This is a genomic window from Legionella gresilensis (genome assembly GCF_900639865.1).
GTDB lineage: Bacteria > Pseudomonadota > Gammaproteobacteria > Legionellales > Legionellaceae > Legionella_C > Legionella_C gresilensis.
On record NZ_CAAAHX010000003.1, the window covers coordinates 1 to 18,329 of the forward strand.

The following is an 18,329-nucleotide window of genomic DNA, read 5'->3' on the forward strand; positions in this document are numbered from 1 at the left end:
TTATAGTTCATGGCTAACACTAAATCCAGACAGGATACTACATTCTGGTTTTTGCAACAGGGCCTATTTTTTTTATCATAATTACAATAAATGGATCTAAATCGGCGCATTTTGTCATTAAAATAGACTTATGGCAATATTTTAATCAACTTGATATGCTAGACTAATCCTTAATTAAGGCAAGGTCTGATGGATTTTTAAAACTCATAGGGACTACGCAAAATCAGCGATTATCCTTATAGACTTGTTTTTGCAACAGTGCCCTAGACAGTACTATAGAAACCAAAATAAAAAGACTTTTATTAATTATTTATTTTAAACTTACACTTAAGAGCTTAACAGATATGGCTTTTAAATTTCACTTGACCAATTATGTGTAATTATTATACAATTAGTAATATTTTAGTATAATTAAAAGTTTAAAATGATGAAAAATAGTCTCACACCATCAATTGGAAAATTATTTTATTTAAATGGTGATCCAGTTAGTGAATCATTATTAAATACCTACTATGAAATTAAAGATCCACAAAACGAAGCTAGTTCAATGCGCTTTATTAAAGTTAGCGGCAGAGAGATTCGTGTTTATAGGAAATTAGAATACAATAATAATCGATTATATGACGTAAGAAGAATTCACGGCGAACTTCAAGGCGTACCTATTGAAAGACGAGATATTACAGATACTCATACAATAGAAGATCGTAAGCACTATGTAATAATAAACGAGGAAAAAAAACAAGTATTTACAGCTAATCAACTTAAAAAACAAGGTACTATTAGACTTGTATCACTAACAAAACGCTCAGCACCTTATGTTAGGGCATGGGCTTCAACAAAATCTAATAATTCAGCTGATATAAATTATGTACAAAAAAAATTTGATAACCCGGATGATATACATTATATACAAGAAGAAATTGATGAATTTATTAAAACAAACCCTCCTCCCAATAAGAGAGCTGACAATAGCCATGTTATTGCAAAAAGCTCAGAATCAGAATTAGAACAACAAACTGACACCCCATTATCGTTTGGCGAATTAACTACTGAAACAACTTTACTTAGTGATTCTAATTCTACTCATGCATTTGAAAATTTAAACGTAGCTGATTATCTTGATGAACTTATGGATATCTTAGAGGAAATAGAAAAACACAAGGATTTGACAAATCAAGTTAGTTTAGCAGAAAGCCCTTCAATTGAAGAAAAAACTCAAGTTTTTTTTAAAACTGCACCTTATTTGAATAATTCACATGGAGTAAATTTTTCTATTCCGACAAATATAGCGCAAAATAATAATGTATTAACGTATAATGCTGCTATGCCAATATTAGAATCATTAACTCCTAATTATTATGACTTACATAGCTATAGAGATATAGCTTTTTACAATATGATTCCTAGCCCAGGCCCTGTCTTGATAAATTATAGGCATGAGTTAAATGCGTTTCCTATCACTCATTCAGAGAAGTGGATTCAACCTGCTATTATAAACAACATTGACTTACAACAGCGAGATTCGGTCATACCAGCCGTAAATAGCTTATTAGAGCATCCAAGCAGCAACAATATAGCACTCAACAGATTTTTTTCACATAAACCAAGTCCTGAAGACCCTAAAGTAGAGGCTAACGTAAATGAGAAATCAATTTAATCTCCTCTAATAAAATACTGAAATTCTTGAACCTCAAAAAACGACCTTTTTTGAGACTCTTTATCCCTTCCCCTCCTCTCTCTCGAAAAACCTTATCCAGAACCACTTCTAAGCATCGCTATTTTTCTCAAAAACCGTATAATAAATCAAAGTATTAAATACTCATTAAAAACAACAATAATTGAGAACAAGTAATGGATTAAAACCATCAATAAAAACGCCTTTTAATACTCGATCCAAAAGCTTATCTACTTCGTACATACAGGCTTACTTTTATATCAACATGTAACACGTAAGTTTTGTATTAAGATAACGAATAGTATAAAAATTCTTAAATCTTTACCTATACAGAATGATATTAGCGTTTTATTGAAATTAGCTATTCCGTTAATTCACACGACAGTTGTGCAATCTGGGGTTAATTTTCTAAGGAATATTTCTCTTGCTTATTTAAGAAAATAAGCAAAATAATTCCTAGAACTTTTAGTATTTAGTCTCAATACTACTAATACATATTAAAGTGTAGATTTAGAAGACAATTCTAAGTAACTACTGCTTAGGGCTTTGTCTTCTCTTTGTAGCGCTTCTAAATTATCTTTTGTTGGATTTTCTAACATTATTTTGGCTAAGGAACTAAAAAAAGATAACCTATTTTCCATATCTTCGTTTCGTTCAAACTTTCTTTTTTGTGGTGATACTGGTGATTTATCTAGTGTTTTTTCAGATTTTGTTGATTGTGTCATGCCAGATACTCCAGTATAAAAATGGCCAATTTAGTTAATATATATTAATGCCACTTTAAAAAAAAGTCGCCTGAAGTATTTTTCAACACCAAATTATTGTAAAAAATTTAATATATTTATAAATTTTTTAATCCGATTAATCTTAAATACGCCAATTAGCTTAATTTTTTCTTAATATTCTTCAATTAAGCTAGGTATTTTTAATAGCCTTACATCAAACATACAATAAGGTAGTGGAGTTTTATTATGTTATCTGTAATAAAAAATATAACTAAAGTAACACCAATAATGTCTGTAGGCGGTGTTTTCTCGGCACCAAGGTCAAGTCTTTATATTAAATCAACCAAAACTGCCTCTAATGGCTTTAATTTCGTACCTATGCAAAGCTTTACAACCCATAATGGGCAGAATGATGACAACTCACTTCTTCCTAACATAAAGCAATGGCAAAAGGTAAAACAAAAGTATCAACAAGAATTTTCTGCATTTTTTAAATTAGAATTAAGGCAAGCAAAACAAGAAAAATCACATAAAATTCCGCAAGAGCGTAAAGTGCTCCCTACTCCTGGCTTGTTTAAAAGACAAAGCAAGAAAATTTCGGGTGTAAAAAAAACTGATAGAAAAAATCATGGTATGACGCCTAATGAAGCGGCAAATAAAATTTTAGATTTGTCTTTGTCTCAAACAAGAAAGTATTTAGGTAATTGTGCTAAATTCGTTGAATACCCTATTAAAATTTATGTGCGTGCTCGATTAGAGCAAATTTTTACCTTTCTTGCCGAAAATGGTCGTGTTAATGAGCATATAGTTAACAATTTTTCGTATTACGCACTGCAATTATTTTGTTTATTGTCTCTAATCTACCTATGGGAAAAAGAGCGCGATCAAAAAGTTAAAATCAAAAATCTTGAAAACGAAATTGAAGAATTAAAAGAACGATATGGTGAAGATGTACTAGCACATCAAGGTATTCGCGAAAAAATTATAAAAAAGAGTGAAAAACTCTTAAATTATCAGCAAGAAGCAAAAAAATATGAAACTATACTTGCAAAAGTTAAAGAAGCGCAAACGGTACCACAAAAAGACCAATCAAGTTTAGCTTATGTCAAAGAAAACGTAAATGCCTGGATGACAACTCCCGATGATCGACAAGACAAACAAGTTCTTAATTATTTAACCCAACAAAATGATGATACCGCGAAGCTGACCTTAAGAGCATTGGATAAAGCCGGTAGAGTTAGATCTCTGCTGATTAAATCTGAAGATAAATTAGAGTATTTAGAGAAAAAAATTGATAAAGCAGAAAAAGAAATAGAAAATCTTATAACTTCTGCCAGCATGTATGCTGAACATATAAAATGTATCGGTACAAAACATGATGAAAAATTGATAAAGCTTAAAAATACTATAGGCTTCTCATTTTTTAGTCAATATAAAGAAACAATAGATAATCAACATTTATCTCATGAAGAACCCTTCTCTTCAATCAAAATTGGATCTGATAATTGAGTATAATAATAATCAGGGAGGTGAACTATTAGTCACCTCCCTTCCTTATCAAGGTACTGCAATTTAGCGCGCGCGTTGAAATTTATTGTAGCTTTCATGCCTCACTTACTTCTTTTAAAAAGCAATAGCTCATTTAAAGGTAGCCCTAAGATACCAGGAATAATAAAATAAAAGTTAATTACAAGTTAGAGAGATAACATTATTTTTGCAGTTCTATTTGTACTAATTGAAGCTCTTGTTTTGCATGCTGCAATTCTTTTTTAATACATTCTAATTCCTGTTTTTTATTTGCCAAGTCAGATTGAATATTATTCATATCTGTTAAAAATTGTTTTCGTGTTTCATTATAAAAATAATGGGGTTCATGGTCGGTAAAAATTTCTTGCGAAAGATATATTTCTTGGTAAGTAATATCTAAAATTAATTCAGCAGGATTATTAATTGGTAAATCAATAATAATTTGAGGATCATTGCCAAAGCAGATTGATTGTTGCTCAGATAAATAATTAAATCCTATTAGATTAGTAATTTTACAATCGTAAATAACACCATGTGAATCAACAACTTTTACTATCGAATTTTGTAAGATCCCCGGCCTTGAAGACGGATCAATACGTAGCTGGTTCATTTTAACATTGGGTAATTTTATGGTGTGCTTCCCATGACCTGAAATAGATAAGCGTTCCTCTTGGTTGAAATTTTTGCCAGTATCATAAAACACCTCAATTGTTAATGGTTCTTTCAAATCATCTATTTGATATTCATTTAAAGAGGAATTTTCATCAACTATTTCATAGATATACTGATAAACATGACCATTTGGCTTTCTGCTTAAGCTATTAACAACACCTTGATTGAATTCTAGGTAAGAGCGTTGAAATTCAGTGTATGACGGTCTTTTAAATATGGCATCTATATCAATAGCTTTATAACCGCTTGTCTTAATCATATTATCGATACTCGATTTTGTAAAAAATCTAATATGAGTGTCATCTAACAACCCTGTGGGACGGTATTCAAACTTGTCATTTATTAAATTCATGATGATTGCATTATTAGCAATATTGGGAATTGAGACTAAAATCCGCCCATCATTTTTTAGAAAAGGTTTTACTTCTGAAAGCACTTGCCAAGGATTATAAAGATGCTCTAAAACGTCAGCAAAAATAATATAATCAAATTTTAACTCATTAAATTCAACGCGCCATTGATATTCTTCAATATTCCCAACGAAAATTTTTTCACAAAATTGTTTAGCATCAGCAGCTGCTTGTGTATTTAATTCGACTGCAAAGACTCTGCAATTTAATTGTTCTTTCATATATTGAGTCATAATGCCATGCGCTGGGCCAAACTCTAGCACCATGCTTTCTGGTTTAATTTTCTTCAAAATCTTGATGTGAACAAGATCTAAAGGAATATTATATTTGCTCATAATTATACTCTACCTCATCTTGATACAACGAAACGATGCAAGCATCAATTAAGTCTTTAGAAATTATTTTAATCGTCGTAGCCACATGTATCCAATGTTGTTGATTATGATTTAATTGAGTACCAGTTGATAAAGCAACCGTTACAGTGTATTCACCAGGAAAGATTTTAGGTACTTCAAAGTTAATAATTGTCAGATATTTCGTTTGTTTTGCCATAAAATCTAGAGGATTTTTATACATATAGGAATTAAAAGTTAAAATTTCTGTATTTAAACGGTCTTTTAATAACACACCAATACCAACATCATACAAGTCTTCAAAGGCAATCATTTCGCAAACAAACTTTGCTTTTTCACCTTGCCGTAAGACATTGGTTAAATTACCAGTATTATCGAGAAATCCTATTTTTAAAATTCGAGCTTTATCTTCCCCAAAACTTTCTAAACCTTCGGTGGGAATAAGTTGTTCTAAAAGTTGTTTTTTCCCCAATAAATGCGGTTGCTCAATTAAATTATCTATCTGACAAGGTGCTTCAGGTAATAATCCATATACGGAATAAGACATGTAGGAGTTTGTTACTGTTTCAGTGTTACCCTCCATATATTTTTCACCGTCTTTTAACCAGATGGCCTTCGTACAAAACTTGTTGATAGCCTGAATGTCATGACTAACAAATAAAACAGTGACGCCCTTTTCTAAAATGGATATCATTTGTCGAATACATTTATTTTGAAAAGCAGCATCGCCCACGCTAAGAGCCTCGTCAACAATTAAAATATCAGGTTCAACGTGAATAGATACAGCAAAAGCTAAACGGGCGAACATACCAGATGAATAGTTTTTTACTGGTTGATGAGCAAAATCACCTATTTCGGCAAAGTTAAGGATTTTTTCTACCATTGAGTCAATCTGTTGTCGGTTAAAACCCATTAAGTTGCCTTGAAAATAAATATTTTCTATGCCTGTGTAGTTAGGATTAAACCCCGCACCAAGTTCAAGAAGCGCAGCGATACGACCATTAACCTTTACATGTCCAGATGTAGGCGTTAAGACACCTGTTATAATCTTAAGTAACGTCGACTTGCCAGCGCCATTTTTACCCAAGATACCAACACACTCGCCCTTCTTAATTTCAAAATTTATATTATTTAAGGCATAAAATTCGCGATGATATCTCTTTTTAAGAGGGTGTAACGCTTCTTTCATGCGATCTAAGGGAGCATTATATAATTTATAAGCCTTAGATAAATTTTCAACTTTAATCGCTATATCATTAACCATCTCTATCTCTTATAAAACATCAGCAAAATGTGGTCGTAATTTATTAAAGGCTATATTTCCTAAATAAGCGCTTACTAAAACGAAGAGCCAAAAATAAATCATTTGATCATAGTTATGCCAAAATGGTAAGTGATTAATTATCGTTGTACGATAGCCTTCTATGATATAGGCAAATGGGTTGAGTTTAATAAAATACCAATAATTATCACCTAGCATCTCTTTATTCCACATAATAGGCGTTGCCCAAAATAAAACCTGCATAACAACTGTCAGAATTTGACCAACATCAGACCAAAACGGCATAATTGCTGAAATAAGAAGTCCAAGGCTTAAGCTTATAGCTATAATGCATGCCATGTAATAAATCAGTTGTAACCACCAAAAATTGGGATAAAAGCCATAAGCAATACATACACAGATTAGAAAAGATAAAAAAATTAGATTTACTAACAATGCAGAACCGACCTTTACAATAGGCAGTAATTTAACTTCAAACAATATTTTTTTTACAAAAAAAGATTGCGATACGATTGCATTGCTTGAACTGATAATAGCTTCATTAAGTAAAAACCAAGGTACCAATCCTGCTAATAACCACAATAAAAAAGGAGCATTAGATACAGCGCTAATTCGAAAACCATGTGTAAACACAAACCAATAAACAGCTACCATAACTAAGGGCTGAATAAAAGCCCAAATTATACCTAAATGATGTCCTAAATAGCGATCTTTAAAATCTGATTTAATCAGATTGATTAACATCCTGCGATTTTTAAATATAAGAACTGCCAGATTCATATTACCTTTACCAATTAATAAAGTTAAATATCATAAAGAATAGTAGCTTGCATGGAAAGAGAAGTTTTGGAGACTATTTACTTAAAATAATACTGCTTAACCCATCACATGTATACTTAAAACTTTAAACTTCATAACATTTAAAAAACTATTAATCAGCAAAGGGAGTCTAAAAACAATAAAATAGCTTTTTGGATATGGAGACGATTTTCACTTTGTCTAAAAATTATAGATTGCGGGCTATCCGGTAGCGTTGTAGACACTTCCTTGCCCCGCTCCATAGGCATACAGTGCATAAAGACAGCTCCAGGTTTAGCCTGACTCATTAATGCTTCATTAACTTGAAAATTATCAAAAGCACTTTGAGATTTTTGCCCTTCAAAGCCCATGCTGACCCACACATCAGTGTAAATAGCATGTACATTTTGCACAGCCAAGGTAGGTGTTGTAAAACAATGAATTTGGCCAGGGAATAATTTTTTACTTTCCGACAAAATTGTTGCATCAGGGTCATGTCCTTTAGGGCAACAATAATGAAGAGTTATTCCAACACGTGGAGCCATAATAAGTAAGCTATGCAAAATGTTATTGCCATCTCCAATGTAAGTTAATGTTAATTCATTAAGCTTACCAAAATGTTCTTTTAAAGTTAGTAAGTCAGCCAGTATTTGACAAGGATGATATAAAGCCGTTAATCCATTAATGATAGGGATAGTTGCATATTGCGCCATCTCTTGCAGTTGCTCGTCTGCATGCGTTCTTACCATGACAAAATCGCAGTAACCATTTAATACACGTATAAAATCTTTAGGTTCTTCTGTTTTTCGCGTGTTACTAATACTTTCAACAGCTATTCCTCCTAATGTTTCTATGGCTAAATTAAAACTTAAGCGCGTCCTAAAAGAAGGTTTTTCAAAAATCATGGCTAATGCTTTCTTTTCTAGTGCATTTTGATAATTGCTTGGGTTTCTTTTAATGTTCTCTGCTAAGCACAATATATTTTCTATATCAGCCGCGGATAACTCTTTACCCGTTAAAAGGTGCTTCACATTAGCAGCGTGTGTTGCAGACCTTTTAGAATAAATATTATTAGCTAAATTAAGAAATGCCATTGCTGCTCTCCTCTAGAATCTCTTGTAACGAGCAATTTTTTTCAATAGCTTTAGCAACCAAAGCGCCTACTTGATGATGCGCATCTCTAAAAGGTATACCTTTTTTCACTAATGTCTCTAGAAGTGCAGTTGCATCTAAATAACCATGCTCCGTTTGGTTTTTCATCTTAGAAGTATTAAAGGTTAAGCTTTCTAAAAAAGGGGCCAGAATATTCAAACAAGATGTTAAAGTTATAACAGTATCAAATAAGCCTTCTTTATCTTCTTGCATATCTTTATTGTAAGCTAAAGGTTGTGCTTTCATCACTGTTAAAATACCCATTAAATGCCCGAAAACACGGCCAGTTTTACCACGTATTAATTCTAAAATATCTGGATTTTTCTTATTAGGCATCAGCGAAGAGCCAGTAGCAAACGCATCATCTAAGATAATAAAATTAAACTCAGTGGTTGCCCAAAGAATAAAATCTTCACACATCCTCGATAAATGCACCATAGTAATGGCAGCAGCGCTACAAAACTCCATGATAAAATCTCTATCACTCACTGCATCCAACGTATTTTCAATCACGCCTTTAAAACCTAATTCTTGCGCAACCCACTGCCTATCTAAGGGCAAACTACTGCCTGCTAAAGCACCCGCACCTAAGGGAGAAAAGTTCATGCGTTCTTTTAAATCAATGAAGCGGCCAATATCACGTTCAAACATGTTTTTATAAGCAGCCATATACCAGCCTAAAAAAACCGGTTGCGCTTGCTGAAGATGGGTATAGCCAGGCATTTTATCCTTAGCGTGTTTATCACGTAACTCGCTTAAAACGGTAGTAACTTGTTGCAGCAAATTAATAACTTTTTCGGCAGCTTCGCGAGTATAGAGGCGTAAGTCGAGAGCTACTTGATCATTGCGGCTGCGACCGGTATGTAATTTTTTACCAATATCTCCAATTTTTTTAATTAATAGATGCTCGATAAACATATGTATATCTTCAAATTGAACATCTAATTCATGTTGACCTGCACTAAGCTCTTGTAAGATCTCATCAAGCGCATAGCAAATCGTATCAGCGTCACTTTGCGGGATAATCTTTTGTTTGCCTAGCATTTTCGCATGTGCTTGGCTGCCTAAAATATCATAAGTATAAAGCACATGATCAAACGCTAAGGATGCATTAAATTGAACGGTTAGCGGATGTAGGGTTTTTTTAAATCGACCGCCCCAAGTTTTATTACTCATTTTTTCCTCCATGTACCATACCAAAGACTTTTGCAGATAAAGAAAATAAGTTAATAAAACCTGCTGCGTCTTGTTGATTATAAACTTCGTCTTCTTCGAATGTGGCAAAGGCAGCATGATGGAGACTGTAGGGGGAGGTCATACCACAAGGTATAATGTTGCCTTTAAACAGTTTAAGGGTAACGGTGCCGGTCATATATTGTTGAGTCACCGTAACAAACGCATCCAGTGCTTCGCGCGTCTGTGAAAACCAACGCCCTTCATAAACTAAATTAGCATAGGTGCCTTGTAATGATTGCTTAAGATGTAAAGTTGCTTTATCAAGGCATAAGCTTTCTAGCATTTTATGGGCTTTATAAAGCACTGCCGCCGCGGGTGCTTCATATACACCACGAATTTTCATCCCAACGAGCCGGTTTTCTATAATGTCGGCAACGCCAATACCATGGTTGCCACCTATTTCATTAAGTAACTTTAAAAGTTGAACAGGCGATAATTGTTGATTATTAATAGCCACGGGCACACCGTTATTAAACTCAATACTAAGTTGCTCTGGCTGATCAGGCGTTTGCTCAAGAGGCTTTGTCATCAATAATACATCATCAGGGCAACTTTGCGCTGGATCTTCTAATACGCCGCCTTCATGAGAAATATACCAAATGTTATGATCACGCGAATAAGGTGCTTTGGGGGTCAGACTTAATTCAATGCCATGTGCTTGTGCATATTCAATGGCTTGCTGCCTTGACTTTATTTCCCATGTTCGCCAAGGTGCAATTACTTTTAATTGTGGTGCTAAGGCGTTAATCGTATATTCAAAGCGTACTTGATCATTGCCTTTTCCTGTTGCACCATGGGCAATTGCTTGGGCGTTTTCTTTTAGGGCAACTTCCACAAGCTTTTGAGCAATTAAGGGCCTTGAAATGGTTCCTAAAATATATTGATCTTCGTATAAAGCCCCTGCTTTCATTAAAGGCCATAAGTAATCTGTAACAAACGTTTCTTGTACATCTAAAACTAATGCTTTAGCCGCGCCACTTTTTAGAGCCTTTTTTTGAATAGCTGCTAAATCTTCTTGTTGTCCCAAATCGCAAATTACGGCAATAATTTCGGCATTTTTATAATTATTTTTTAACCATGGGATCATAACAGAAGTGTCTAAGCCACCAGAATAAGCCAAAACAATTTTGTTAATCGTTGCATTCATCATTTTCTCCTCAGTTACCTGCTTAAACTGGACAATTAATTCATTTTATTTTTGTTTTTTTAAACATAATGTGCCAGGGTTTTGTTGATGTAAAATTGCGTTAGTTAAAATATGTTGCTGCATGCCATTGGCAATCATGACTTGATCTAAGTTATGCTGCAGCGCCTTTAAAATAGCATTGACTTTTACGAGCATACCATTGCTAACAATGCCGTTGTTTACCAATTCTTGCAAATTATTTTCTGAAAGGGTTGCTAATAACTGGCCATCATTATTATAAATACCGTCTTGATCGGTTAAGTAAATTAACTGATCAACAGCTAAGGTGCTAGCTAGATGACAGGCTGCCATATCACCATTTATATTGACAGCATTACCTGTAGCATCAATGCCGATAGTGGCAATCACAGGGGTAATTTGGTTTGTCAGTAAGTGATAAATATCGTGGGGATTAACTTGCTTTACCTCACCAACAAAACCATATTTATTATCTAAATAATCGCATTGCAGCATGTGATTTTCAGCGCCTGATAAGCCAGCTGCTTTTATGCCAAATTTATTGAGTATCCTGACTAACATCTGATTGACTTGCCCACATAAAACCATCTCTATAATTTTCATGGCCGAGCTTGATGTCACCCTTAGTCCTTCAATAAATTTAGACTCAATACCATAAACTTTCAGTGCTTCATTAATCGCTTTACTACCACCATGCACTAAAACAATTTGATAACCATTTGCAAGGATTGTTTTAATATCGCTAACTAGGGCAAGAGCTGACTCAAGATTATGGAGAATAGAGCCACCTATTTTAACTAAAATAAGTTTGCTGGCTACAGTACGAATATAGGAATGTTTTAACGAATTCATGAAACGTACTCCGCATTAATTTTGACGTATTTATCTGTTAAATCACATCCCCAAGCGGTTGCTTTGTTCTGACCCTGAAAGAATTTAATCTCAATAACAACTTGATCTTTCGCTAGTAATTCTTTAAACGCAATTAAGTTAACATTCGTATTTATTTTATCCTGTGCAAATAAAGTGATCCCTTGTATGGCAATTTCACATTGATTAAGCATGTTTTCCGTAATCGCTTCATTACCAATGCGAGCAATAATTCGCCCCCAGTTAGGCGATTGACCATACATTGCAGTTTTAATTAAGGGGCTAGTGATAATTGCTTTAGCGACAGCTTTGGCCTGACTTTCTGTAGCAGCACCACTGACTTTCGCTTCAATTAATTTTGAGGCTCCTTCGCCATCACGGGCAATACTTTTTGCCAGAATAATGGCTACTTCTAATAGTGCTTGATAAAAAATCGTTTTATCTTGAGTAGTATCAGGGGAAACATGGCTATTACCATTCGCCATTAAAAATACACAATCATTGGTCGATGTTTCACCATCAACACTAATCATATTAAAACTTTGATCACAGACTTGCTTTAACCAACATTGTGCTTCGGAAACATCAAGTTTAGCATCCGTTAATAAATAGCCTAACATGGTAGCCATATTAGGATGAATCATGCCAGAGCCCTTGCAAATGCCAGTAATGCGTATCGTACCTTGCGAAAGTGCCACGTCTTTATAAACTGTTTTAGGCACTAAATCAGTGGTTAAAATTGCAGTGGCAAAATTCTCAGCAATATCGGTGGTTTTTTGAACTAAAGCTGGTATAGCTTGGGTAATTTTTTCAATAGATAAAGGTTTACCAATGACCCCTGTAGATGCTGTCAGTATTTGTTTGGGACTACAACTTAAATTATTAGCCAGGGTTTGCGCCATGCTAAGATTATGAACAACACCATCATCACCCGTAGCAGCATTCGCCTCACCACTATTGGTAATAATGGCTTTAATATTATTAGCAGGTAAATGTTGCTCACAATACTTTACAGGGGCTGCTTTACAATGATTTTGGGTAAAAACACCGACTGCCACAGCAGGCGTGTTAGAAATGATTACGCCTAAGTCAGGTCGATACAGGCGAACACCACAATTTATTCCTCCTGCTTTAAAACCGGTTGGTAATTTAGTTCTAAAAATGCCAGAACCAAGGATCATAGGCCCCCCTGTAATGATAAAAGCCCTGTATGAAGGGGTAAATTAAATAAAGCGTTTAAATTTTCTATTGCTTGACTGGCTGCACCTTTTAATAAGTTATCAAGTGATGCAAATAAGGTAATTTGGCCATCCTGCACGAAAAAACCAATATGACAGTTTGGCGTACCAATAACCTGATTGAGAGATAAAATAAACAGGTTATCTATTGTTTCTTGCCCTACCGCCTGATAATGAACGAAAGGATAATCGTGGTATGCATCTTGATAAGCTTGACTAATTAACCGAATTATATCGGTATCGGTTAAGCCCACTGGGGCTTGACCGTAGATATTCATTGTAATACCTCTAGCTATAGGTAGAAGTGATGTCGTTAATCGAATAGTGACGTCTTTTCCACCGATAGCCTTAAGCGCATTTTTAATTTCAGGTATGTGTTGATGGTTTCCTATTTTATAAGGCAGAAAATTATTTGCCATTTCACAAAACATTAAATGAGGGTTGGTTTGTTTTCCACTACCTGACACGCCTGATTTAGCATCAATAATGAGTGTGCTTTGATTAAGAATATTTGCTTTCAGTAAAGGGAGTAAGCTTATTAAAGCACAAGTGGCATAACAACCTGGATTAGCAATTAATCGATGGCTTGCCTGTGATGTTACCCAGGGCGTTAAACCATAACAGGCTTTTTCAATTAAAGAAGGTGCCCTATGTTTTAACCCATACCAGGTTGAAAACTGTTGTTCTGATAAGCGAAAGCCGCCACTTAAATCAATAATACAAATCTCGCTGTTAATTAAGCTGTTAATTAATAGGTCTGCAATTTCAATAGACACTGCAGCAGGTGTGGCTAAAAATAAGACATCAATTTTCCCAGGATGCTGCTTGATGAATTCATAACTATAAACTGGAATATTTTGTCGCTTTAACACTGGTAATTGCTGATATAGCTCAACTTGTGTTTGCCGACTAAACGCAGCAACTAAGTTTAAATAGGGATGAATTTTCACTAACTGCATTAAAACTTGACCGCTATACCCTTGTATACCAGCAATAGCAACATTAATTATAGAACTCATGAATAAAAATCCAAAAAATAACAAAAATATTGATTAAATATTCAGTATTATTGAATATTAACTGACTAAAAAATTTTTTACAAGCATAATTTAACAATTTATGCATTTTTATGGCATAATAATGAATAAAGATTCATTATTTGTGAATTAAAAAAAGGATTAATACCATGGCAAATTTAGTTTCTCGTAAAGAGGATCAAGAGCAAAATTTAGTTGATGATCTGCGGCAATTGCTTTTGGAAGGCAATGTGACTACTCAAGAAGATATTTGTGCGGCATTGCAAGCAAAGGGTCATTATGTGAATCAGTCGAAAGTCTCGCGGTTGATTCACAAACTTAATGCGATTAAATCAAAAAATGAATTAGGCCAAATCGTTTATCGACTGGCAAGAGAACCTGCGCCCCCTACTACCTCTAGTCAATTATCAAATTTAATTATCGATGTTGTTGCTAATGAAACGATTATAATTGTTAACACCAGTCCTGGTGCTGCGCAGTTAGTCGCTCGGATTTTAGATTATCATCGTGATAAAATTCAAATTTTGGGCACCATTGCTGGTGATGATTCTATTTTTATTGCGCCTAAATCAATAAAAGCAATTAATAATTCCTACAAGGAAATAAAAAAGCTTTTATTAATTTGATGCCACTCTAGCAAAGAGGTATTAAACCGTTTAAAGGGAAACCATGAGTATTATTGAAGGTCAATAACTTCACCTTCTGTATTAGAGCTAGTAGGAATCGTACTAACTTCTTCTTGTTTGCTCTTACCAAAAAATCCAAACCCTGGTGTTGCTGAAGAGTTTATAGACGATAATTCTCTTGCGTGTGCTTGGTTAAGAGAGGCAGGTGTTGCTGAGGAGCCTATAGACGATAATTCTCTTGCACATTCTCGGCTAGCAAAGGCAGCAGAAGAGGATTGATTACCGCTAATTTTTTCCTGATTTAATTTCTCCATGCCACCTATAATTTTACTATCAGTAGATAACGATTGTGATCGTACTTGTAGAATTTCTCCATCTAAATCTTCTAATTTAGAAGACTCTAGGCTTAGCTCTTCTCTGGTTAGTTTATTCTCCTCTTTCTCTTCTTCTTTACCATTGCCACCTTGTTTAGAAACTTCACCGTTTATATCTATATATGATTCAGGCGTATCAAGCCTTAATCCTTTTGCTGTAGTATGTTCAGTGCTTACAAGTATACATGCTCGGGGTATATACGTTACTAATGTAGGCTTACTTTCGCCTGCATAACCATAACTTGATTTAGTGCCTTTTAAATTAAACTGAAGATATGTTAATTTTTCTCCTACCATAGTTTTCATATCATCTATAGTTAAATCTGTTTTTCCAGTAGGTAGATCTAGCTTACATTCACCAGTATAAACATAGTCCTTTTTATGAACAATAATTTTTAGCTCATTTTCCAAATATTTCGCTACCTTTTGAGCAAACATTCTAACGCCTGGGTGATTACTATCTCCATAATCCATAATACCCAATATGAATATAATTTGCACAGGTTTTTTATTCTCATCCTCTCCTGTAAGTACGACATAAGCATAAGCAAATTCATTAGGACCGGAATAAGGTGTTTTTTGTTTTAATAAAAAAGAATTACCGTCGCGCGATGACTTAAAGATCCCTGCGTATTCCATAATACCATTCTTATTTAATACTATGAAACTAATCCTATTTATGCCTTCCTTATCTAAAAAACGCGGATTTTTATGACTTTTTTGTCTTTTATTGATATCGATATTATTGTTGTTATTGTTATTATCCTCTAATAAACCACCCTCTTTTTCCGGATCATTTTTTGCTCTTTTTTTACTATTTCTAGGAGAGGCTTGTGAATTTGTCGATCCTGAATTTTCACTATTTTCTGAAAAGCTTTTTTCACTTGTAGAATCAGCGAGCATAGCTGCAGCTATAGAATTCTCTACTTTAGATGTATTGGTTGTTGATGATAAATTTTCTCTTTCTATTGGTTCTTGCATGATAATAAATACCAATTAATTTTAAACTTTATTAAGGTTAATGTAGCATATAAATATTAAGGCAAAGTTAACATTTTTTATTGTTTAAAATATTTTTTAATAGTGCATTTATTTTTAATTATTTATCTAGAATTTATAATTGATTTTTACCAATTTATTCAACAATTTATGAAATTAATTTAATTTTTTTAGAGCATAAAAAACTTGCTTATTTGTTTAATTTAGACCTTAATTTTAATCGAAAAAGAAAGTATTAAATTAGCAATTATACCATTGGTGATCAAATATTATACATTTAGAATTTACTTAATACGGCCTTAAGGATATGTGTTTATAATGGAACAAAGCCAATCGGAGATTATCATGACAAGCAAGAAACCCACTAACCCCAATGAGTATGAATTAATAGATTATTTGGATATACCTATGTTAAGAACTGAGCCAGTCCAAAACAAAAAACCAGTTATATTCTCACAAGCGGAACTTAATGTTTTACTTAATTGTGTAAGCGATATAGAGCAAAAAGTTTTAACTAAAAAAGTTATTAATACTAAAAAACATTAATCTAAACATTTCATCTTTTAATCTAGAAAGCTTAAGCTGATTACCAATCACTTAAGCTTTCACCATTCGCCTTCCTTAAACCAATTAATTCCACGCAAAAATAATATTAGAATTTAAATTAAAATTTCCACAACATGAGCTAGCCAGCGATTATTAGCAATATTGATAATGGTATTGGTTCGACCGTATAATTTCTTATCTTTTTCACAATTTGTTAAGGCTAACAAGGCTTCATCACATTGCATGGCAAAATAAGTACGCCCTTGTGTAGTTATCTTAATGTCATAGTTTAATAACAATTGACCAAAAGGGATGTTAGTATGCAAAACCTGGTTTTTTATTTGTTCAGGTAAGGCTGCAAAATTCATAGTAATAAACGCTAATTCAATTACTTTTGTTACCTTGCTATTTAAAATATTTGATTTCTTATTTTTATTAATAAGCATCACTATAGTGCGCGAGTAAGTTTGCTCATATATATTTTTATTAGCCATTAACGTTTGAATAATAGGTTTTTGTTGATAATATTTTTTAAGAGCAGGTGTTAACAAAGGTTGGCTTAATAAATAGCGGTATGGCTGAGGGAGGCTCTCTTGATTAAGTTTTTGCACCGTCTTATGAGTATTAAAAAAAGAAATTACCTGATAATCGGACGTGTGCTCAATAGGTACAGATAACGACATAGCATAAGAGACAGTCGAAAGATTAAGAAGAAAAAAAATAACTTTTTTAAACATAAACTCCCTAGCCTAATTAACTTAAGTACTGGTAGAAAAGCAGCAACTTTAACATACTTACCTGTATTTAGGAGGTAACCTATAAGATTCTAATCAACTATCCTTTTTTATTAACTCAGTTAATGTTTTAATAGGATTTAATTTCTTTTATAAAGCTTTAACCTATGATTTTATATGGTGATCCGGCTTCAGTTTTTGTACATAAGCCTTTTGCCTTATTAGTGGAAAAGCAAATTCAGTTTATTAATGATCCCATCACTTTATATGATTATGTAAATGTAGCTTTTTTAACAGCCAGTCCATTAAAGAAAATACCAGCGCTTCAAGATGGTGAGTTTATGCTTGCCGATTCCTCAGCTATTTGTGCTTATTTAGAACGAAAACACCCCTTACCAGGCTTTTATCCTAAAGATTCGCAAGCCTATGCACAAGCATTATGGCTTGAAGAATATGCTGATACCGTTTTATTTACCGCTTTAGCTCCTATTTATTATCAAAGGGTGCTTTGCTCCTTTATATGGTAAGCAAACTGATTTAAATGCCATTGAAACAGCTCTAAACAAGCAATTGCCACCTGTGGCAACTTTTCTAAATAATCAATTGGTAAATAAAATTTATTTGGTAAATAATAGTTTTACCATTGCCGATGTAAGTGTGGTAAGTATGTTTCTAAATATGGATACTGTTGGTTTTCCTCTCAATCAAACAACTTGGCCGCATTTAAGCGCCTATCTTAAACATCATTTTCAACGCGCAAGTTTCAAAGCTTGCCAACAGGCGGTTACTCAGGCTTTAACAAAGGCACAAAAAATTCAATATATCTCCTGACTAAGGAACTGAAATTAATTATTAAAAAAGTATAAATTTATATTTTAAATCATTAATATAGAACACGGGAACAAAAGCG

Annotated in this window: 18 protein-coding genes; 6 read left to right on the top strand and 12 right to left on the bottom strand. The window is 33.6% G+C overall.

Translation table 11 applies throughout. The annotated features are described in order from the left end of the window. The first annotated feature begins 424 nt into the window (after positions 1–424). Entirely contained in the window at positions 425–1,657 is a 1,233-nt protein-coding gene (locus E1P04_RS03610) for a hypothetical protein (protein ID WP_131781567.1), read from the top strand. Between the two features lie 515 nt (positions 1,658–2,172). Here the strand turns inward: E1P04_RS03610 and E1P04_RS03615 are convergent. Further along, positions 2,173–2,400, bottom strand: coding sequence for a hypothetical protein (locus E1P04_RS03615; RefSeq protein WP_131781568.1), 228 nt, complete (start codon positions 2,398–2,400; stop codon positions 2,173–2,175). Between the two features lie 246 nt (positions 2,401–2,646). On the opposite strand from E1P04_RS03615, the gene E1P04_RS03620 reads away from it, so the two are divergent. Beyond that, positions 2,647–3,909, top strand: a complete 1,263-nt coding sequence (locus tag E1P04_RS03620) for a hypothetical protein (RefSeq protein WP_131781569.1) — start codon at positions 2,647–2,649, stop codon at positions 3,907–3,909. Between the two features lie 199 nt (positions 3,910–4,108). Here E1P04_RS03620 and E1P04_RS03625 read toward each other — a convergent pair whose 3' ends face one another. The 9 genes from E1P04_RS03625 to argC form a co-directional block, all read right to left on the bottom strand. Continuing rightward, entirely contained in the window at positions 4,109–5,344 is a 1,236-nt protein-coding gene (locus E1P04_RS03625; RefSeq protein ID WP_131781570.1) for a class I SAM-dependent methyltransferase, read from the bottom strand. Next, the gene (locus tag E1P04_RS03630; protein WP_131781571.1) at positions 5,331–6,626 is read right to left on the bottom strand and encodes an ABC transporter ATP-binding protein; all 1,296 of its coding nucleotides are present in this window, start codon (positions 6,624–6,626) and stop codon (positions 5,331–5,333) included. Before E1P04_RS03630 ends, E1P04_RS03625 begins: the two co-directional genes overlap by 14 nt. Before the next feature lie 9 nt (positions 6,627–6,635). Continuing rightward, positions 6,636–7,424, bottom strand: a complete 789-nt coding sequence (locus E1P04_RS03635; protein WP_131781572.1) for an ABC transporter permease — start codon at positions 7,422–7,424, stop codon at positions 6,636–6,638. A 155-nt stretch (positions 7,425–7,579) separates the two neighbouring features. Further along, complete coding sequence (argF, locus tag E1P04_RS03640) at positions 7,580–8,536, bottom strand: ornithine carbamoyltransferase (RefSeq protein WP_131781573.1); 957 nt, start codon at positions 8,534–8,536, stop codon at positions 7,580–7,582. Continuing rightward, positions 8,523–9,770 carry an argininosuccinate lyase gene (gene argH / locus E1P04_RS03645; RefSeq protein ID WP_131781574.1) on the bottom strand — a complete coding sequence of 416 codons (1,248 nt, stop codon included), beginning with the start codon at positions 9,768–9,770 and terminating at the stop codon, positions 8,523–8,525. The genes argF and argH overlap by 14 nt, the downstream gene beginning before the upstream one ends. After that, a complete protein-coding gene (locus E1P04_RS03650) occupies positions 9,763–10,977 on the bottom strand; it encodes an argininosuccinate synthase (protein ID WP_165482685.1) in 1,215 nt (404 codons plus the stop codon). Before E1P04_RS03650 ends, argH begins: the two co-directional genes overlap by 8 nt. A gap of 45 nt (positions 10,978–11,022) precedes the next feature. Next, positions 11,023–11,847: an acetylglutamate kinase gene (gene argB / locus E1P04_RS03655; protein WP_131781575.1), complete on the bottom strand. Its 825-nt coding sequence runs from the start codon at positions 11,845–11,847 to the stop codon at positions 11,023–11,025. Then, a complete protein-coding gene (argJ, locus tag E1P04_RS03660) occupies positions 11,844–13,046 on the bottom strand; it encodes a bifunctional glutamate N-acetyltransferase/amino-acid acetyltransferase ArgJ (RefSeq protein ID WP_131781576.1) in 1,203 nt (400 codons plus the stop codon). The genes argB and argJ overlap by 4 nt, the downstream gene beginning before the upstream one ends. Next, positions 13,043–14,122 (bottom strand): N-acetyl-gamma-glutamyl-phosphate reductase, encoded by a 1,080-nt coding sequence (gene argC, locus E1P04_RS03665; protein WP_131781577.1) that lies wholly within the window; start codon positions 14,120–14,122, stop codon positions 13,043–13,045. The genes argJ and argC overlap by 4 nt, the downstream gene beginning before the upstream one ends. 167 nt (positions 14,123–14,289) lie before the next feature. On the opposite strand from argC, the gene E1P04_RS03670 reads away from it, so the two are divergent. Then, entirely contained in the window at positions 14,290–14,766 is a 477-nt protein-coding gene (locus E1P04_RS03670; RefSeq protein WP_131781578.1) for an arginine repressor, read from the top strand. A 50-nt stretch (positions 14,767–14,816) separates the two neighbouring features. Here E1P04_RS03670 and E1P04_RS03675 read toward each other — a convergent pair whose 3' ends face one another. After that, a complete protein-coding gene (locus E1P04_RS03675; RefSeq protein WP_131781579.1) occupies positions 14,817–16,121 on the bottom strand; it encodes a hypothetical protein in 1,305 nt (434 codons plus the stop codon). Positions 16,122–16,484: 363 nt separating this feature from the next. Here E1P04_RS03675 and E1P04_RS03680 point away from each other — a divergent pair, with 363 nt between their 5' ends. Further along, entirely contained in the window at positions 16,485–16,685 is a 201-nt protein-coding gene (locus tag E1P04_RS03680; protein ID WP_131781580.1) for a hypothetical protein, read from the top strand. Between the two features lie 113 nt (positions 16,686–16,798). Here the strand turns inward: E1P04_RS03680 and E1P04_RS03685 are convergent, their stop codons facing one another. Then, positions 16,799–17,422, bottom strand: a complete 624-nt coding sequence (locus E1P04_RS03685) for a hypothetical protein (protein ID WP_131781581.1) — start codon at positions 17,420–17,422, stop codon at positions 16,799–16,801. A gap of 164 nt (positions 17,423–17,586) precedes the next feature. Here E1P04_RS03685 and E1P04_RS03690 point away from each other — a divergent pair, with 164 nt between their 5' ends. Both E1P04_RS03690 and E1P04_RS03695 read left to right on the top strand, forming a co-directional pair. After that, positions 17,587–17,946 carry a glutathione S-transferase family protein gene (locus E1P04_RS03690; protein ID WP_131781582.1) on the top strand — a complete coding sequence of 120 codons (360 nt, stop codon included), beginning with the start codon at positions 17,587–17,589 and terminating at the stop codon, positions 17,944–17,946. Continuing rightward, positions 17,915–18,250, top strand: a complete 336-nt coding sequence (locus E1P04_RS03695; protein WP_345788917.1) for a glutathione binding-like protein — start codon at positions 17,915–17,917, stop codon at positions 18,248–18,250. Before E1P04_RS03690 ends, E1P04_RS03695 begins: the two co-directional genes overlap by 32 nt. Positions 18,251–18,329 lie beyond the last annotated feature (79 nt).

Bases quoted from the DNA above. Each gene is read 5' to 3' on its own strand.
- E1P04_RS03670 (WP_131781578.1), top strand. From the start codon at position 14,290: ATGGCAAATTTAGTTTCTCGTAAAGAGGATCAAGAGCAAAATTTAGTT.
- E1P04_RS03615 (WP_131781568.1), bottom strand. From the start codon at position 2,400: ATGACACAATCAACAAAATCTGAAAAAACACTAGATAAATCACCAGTA.
- argF (WP_131781573.1), bottom strand. From the start codon at position 8,536: ATGGCATTTCTTAATTTAGCTAATAATATTTATTCTAAAAGGTCTGCA.
- E1P04_RS03650 (WP_165482685.1), bottom strand. From the start codon at position 10,977: ATGAATGCAACGATTAACAAAATTGTTTTGGCTTATTCTGGTGGCTTA.
- E1P04_RS03685 (WP_131781581.1), bottom strand. From the start codon at position 17,422: ATGTTTAAAAAAGTTATTTTTTTTCTTCTTAATCTTTCGACTGTCTCT.
- E1P04_RS03610 (WP_131781567.1), top strand. From the start codon at position 425: ATGATGAAAAATAGTCTCACACCATCAATTGGAAAATTATTTTATTTA.
- E1P04_RS03680 (WP_131781580.1), top strand. From the start codon at position 16,485: ATGACAAGCAAGAAACCCACTAACCCCAATGAGTATGAATTAATAGAT.
- E1P04_RS03625 (WP_131781570.1), bottom strand. From the start codon at position 5,344: ATGAGCAAATATAATATTCCTTTAGATCTTGTTCACATCAAGATTTTG.
- E1P04_RS03690 (WP_131781582.1), top strand. From the start codon at position 17,587: ATGATTTTATATGGTGATCCGGCTTCAGTTTTTGTACATAAGCCTTTT.
- argH (WP_131781574.1), bottom strand. From the start codon at position 9,770: ATGAGTAATAAAACTTGGGGCGGTCGATTTAAAAAAACCCTACATCCG.
- E1P04_RS03630 (WP_131781571.1), bottom strand. From the start codon at position 6,626: ATGGTTAATGATATAGCGATTAAAGTTGAAAATTTATCTAAGGCTTAT.
- argB (WP_131781575.1), bottom strand. From the start codon at position 11,847: ATGAATTCGTTAAAACATTCCTATATTCGTACTGTAGCCAGCAAACTT.
- E1P04_RS03620 (WP_131781569.1), top strand. From the start codon at position 2,647: ATGTTATCTGTAATAAAAAATATAACTAAAGTAACACCAATAATGTCT.
- argJ (WP_131781576.1), bottom strand. From the start codon at position 13,046: ATGATCCTTGGTTCTGGCATTTTTAGAACTAAATTACCAACCGGTTTT.
- E1P04_RS03635 (WP_131781572.1), bottom strand. From the start codon at position 7,424: ATGAATCTGGCAGTTCTTATATTTAAAAATCGCAGGATGTTAATCAAT.
- argC (WP_131781577.1), bottom strand. From the start codon at position 14,122: ATGAGTTCTATAATTAATGTTGCTATTGCTGGTATACAAGGGTATAGC.
- E1P04_RS03675 (WP_131781579.1), bottom strand. From the start codon at position 16,121: ATGCAAGAACCAATAGAAAGAGAAAATTTATCATCAACAACCAATACA.